The organism is Ensifer sp. ENS07 (assembly GCF_014852185.1).
Classification (GTDB): domain Bacteria; phylum Pseudomonadota; class Alphaproteobacteria; order Rhizobiales; family Rhizobiaceae; genus Ensifer; species Ensifer adhaerens.
The window spans coordinates 1-2618 of record NZ_JACVBE010000040.1 but is presented as its reverse complement, the minus strand read 5'-3'; the positions used below and the strand labels follow the sequence as shown (position 1 = coordinate 2618).

General features: G+C 61.6%; 2 protein-coding genes. Both read left to right on the top strand.

The window, feature by feature from the left end:
- Window positions 1-213: 213 nt before the first annotated feature.
- Window positions 214-1698: an IS21 family transposase gene (gene istA, locus IB277_RS37480; protein WP_082936527.1), complete on the top strand. Its 1485-nt coding sequence runs from the start codon at window positions 214-216 to the stop codon at window positions 1696-1698.
- Entirely contained in the window at window positions 1695-2591 is an 897-nt protein-coding gene (istB, locus tag IB277_RS37475) for an IS21-like element helper ATPase IstB (RefSeq protein ID WP_064816995.1), read from the top strand. Before istA ends, istB begins: the two co-directional genes overlap by 4 nt.
- The last annotated feature ends 27 nt before the right edge of the window (window positions 2592-2618 follow it).

Below are 2618 nucleotides of genomic sequence, written 5' to 3'. Positions count from 1 at the left end.
TGCGCGGCGGCAATCAAGGTGAGATTCAGCGTCAATCAGGATGAGACTCGGCGGCGGGGGTGTGACGAAGGGAGGGCGTAGCCCGACCGGAGTTACACTCCCGCCGCGGCGCAATTTTTAGGCGTCTCATGATCGCGGTCGGCCCGCTACGGTGGCGGTTTTCTGGAATGGAGAACCACCTTTGTGCCGGGTCGCCATGTAACCGATCATCAGATGAGATTATTCATGAAGTATCGACAAACGCATTCTGTTGAGGTCGCCGCCGCGAAGGCGTCGATCAGCCGGGCGACGGCATTCCGCATCGAGAAAGAGCAGCGCCTTCCGTCGCAGAACAAGCCGCCGCGCGGTCGGCGTCGCCCCGATCCGCTTGAGCATATCTTTGATGCGGAGGTTGTTCCGCTTCTCAAGGCCGCTCCCGGCATTCGTGCGGTCGCCGTTTACGACGAGATGCTGCGACGTCATCCGGAACTGCCCGAAGGCATTCGCCGCACACTTGAGCGGCGCATTCGGTCCTGGCGGGCCGTTCACGGTGAGGCACAGGAGGTGATCTTTCGCCAGACGCACGAACCCGGCCGGTTGGGGCTGTCGGATTTTACCGACATGGGCAGCCTCAGCGTGACGATCGCCGGCCAGCCGCTCGACCATCTGCTTTATCACTTCCGGCTGGTTTGGTCGGGCTTCGAACACGCCCATGTCATCCTCGGCGGCGAAAGCTTCGTCGCCTTGGCGGAGGGCCTGCAGAACGCCCTGTGGTCGGTCGGCGGTTCGCCGCTCTATCACCGCAGCGACAGCCTGTCGGCCGCCTTCCGCAACCTCGATGCCGATGCCAAGGTCGATCTCACCAACCGCTATGAGGACCTGTGCGCTCATTACCGGATGACGCCAACCCGTAACAACAAGGGCATCGCCCACGAGAACGGTTCGATCGAAAGTTCCCACGGCCATCTCAAGAGCGCCGTCCGCGATGCACTCCTGATGCGCGGCACCCGAGACTTCAACGATCTCCGCTCCTACCGCGCCTTCATCGACGAGATCGTCAGCCGCCGCAATGCCGCGCATGGCAAGCGCATCGATGCCGAGCGCCCGCATCTGCAGGCACTTCCCGCTCGCCGCACCACCGACTTCGAGGAGGTGGTCGTCACCGTGTCGCGCACCGGCGGCTTCGCCTTGCGCAAAGTCTTCTACACCGTCCCCTCCCGTTTGATCGGCCATCGGCTGCGTGTGCGTTTGTTTGACGATCGTCTCGACGTCTTCATCGGCGGCACGCATCTGCTGACGTTGCCGCGAGGTCGCGCCCATGCGAGCGGCAAGCACGATCAGGTCGTCAACTATCACCACGTCATTCATTCCCTGCGCAAAAAGCCGATGGCGCTTCTCAACCTGGTCTATCGCGACAAGCTCTTCCCTCGGCCGGAATACCGAAGGGCTTTCGACACTCTCATCGAGCAACTGCCTGACCGGCAGGCTTGCAAGGTCACCGTCGAACTGCTGGCCCTGGCTCATGATCGTGGTTGCGAGCGTGAACTGGCCGAGGAGCTTGCCAGAACGCTCGACGCCCGCAAACTGCCCGACCTGATGGCCTTGAGAGCCATCTTCGGCCCGGACCCGGACCAGTTGCCGACCGTTCATGTGCAGCTCGCATCGCTCAATAGCTATGAAGCCCTGATGGGGCCTGCTTATGCGGGAGAGGCCGCATGAAAAATGTCCACAACACCATCGACGAAGCCCGCCTCGGCATCATGCTCAATGACCTGAGGCTGCCGACAATCAAAACGCTGTGGCCGCAATTTGCCGAACAGGCCGATCGTGAAGGGTGGCCCGCGGCTCGCTTCCTCTCCGCTATCGCCGAACACGAGCTGGCTGAACGGGCGCATCGCAGGATCGAACGTCACCTCGCCGAGGCGCATCTGCCGCCCGGAAAGACCCTCGAGAGCTTCGCTTTCGACGCTGTGCCCATGGTCTCCAAGGCGCAGGTCATGGCCATTGCCGCCGGCGATAGCTGGCTCGCCAAAGGTGCCAATATCCTGTTGTTCGGCCCGCCCGGAGGCGGAAAGAGCCATCTCGCCGCAGCCATTGGCCTCGCACTGATCGAGAACGGTTGGCGAGTGCTGTTCACGCGCACGACCGACCTCGTTCAGAAGCTGCAGGTCGCACGGCGTGAGCTCCAGCTCGAATCCGCCATCGCAAAGCTCGACAAGTTCGATCTGCTCATCCTCGACGATCTGGCCTACGTCACCAAGGACCAGGCCGAAACCAGCGTGCTCTTCGAACTCATCTCCGCAAGATATGAGCGGCGTTCCATCATGATCACCGCCAATCAGCCCTTCGGGGAATGGAACCGCGTCTTTCCGGACCCGGCCATGACGCTTGCGGCGGTGGACCGACTTGTTCATCACGCAACGATCTTCGAAATGAACGTCGAAAGCTATCGGCGACGTTCCGCCATGGAAGCCAAACGCCAGCGCGGCAGACCTGCCGCCTTCGCGACAATTAAAAGTGCTTCCCAGATTGTCGCGGAGCGGCAATCAGAACACGACGAGACTCTTGCCAGCGACAATCAGCATGATACTTTCATCCCGACCGCGACATAAGAGTCTCATCCAGATTGTCGCCGCCGT

Excerpts from the sequence above, each read along its gene's own strand:
- istA (WP_082936527.1), top strand. The coding sequence starts at position 214 with ATGAGATTATTCATGAAGTATCGACAAACGCATTCTGTTGAGGTCGCC.
- istB (WP_064816995.1), top strand. The coding sequence starts at position 1,695 with ATGAAAAATGTCCACAACACCATCGACGAAGCCCGCCTCGGCATCATG.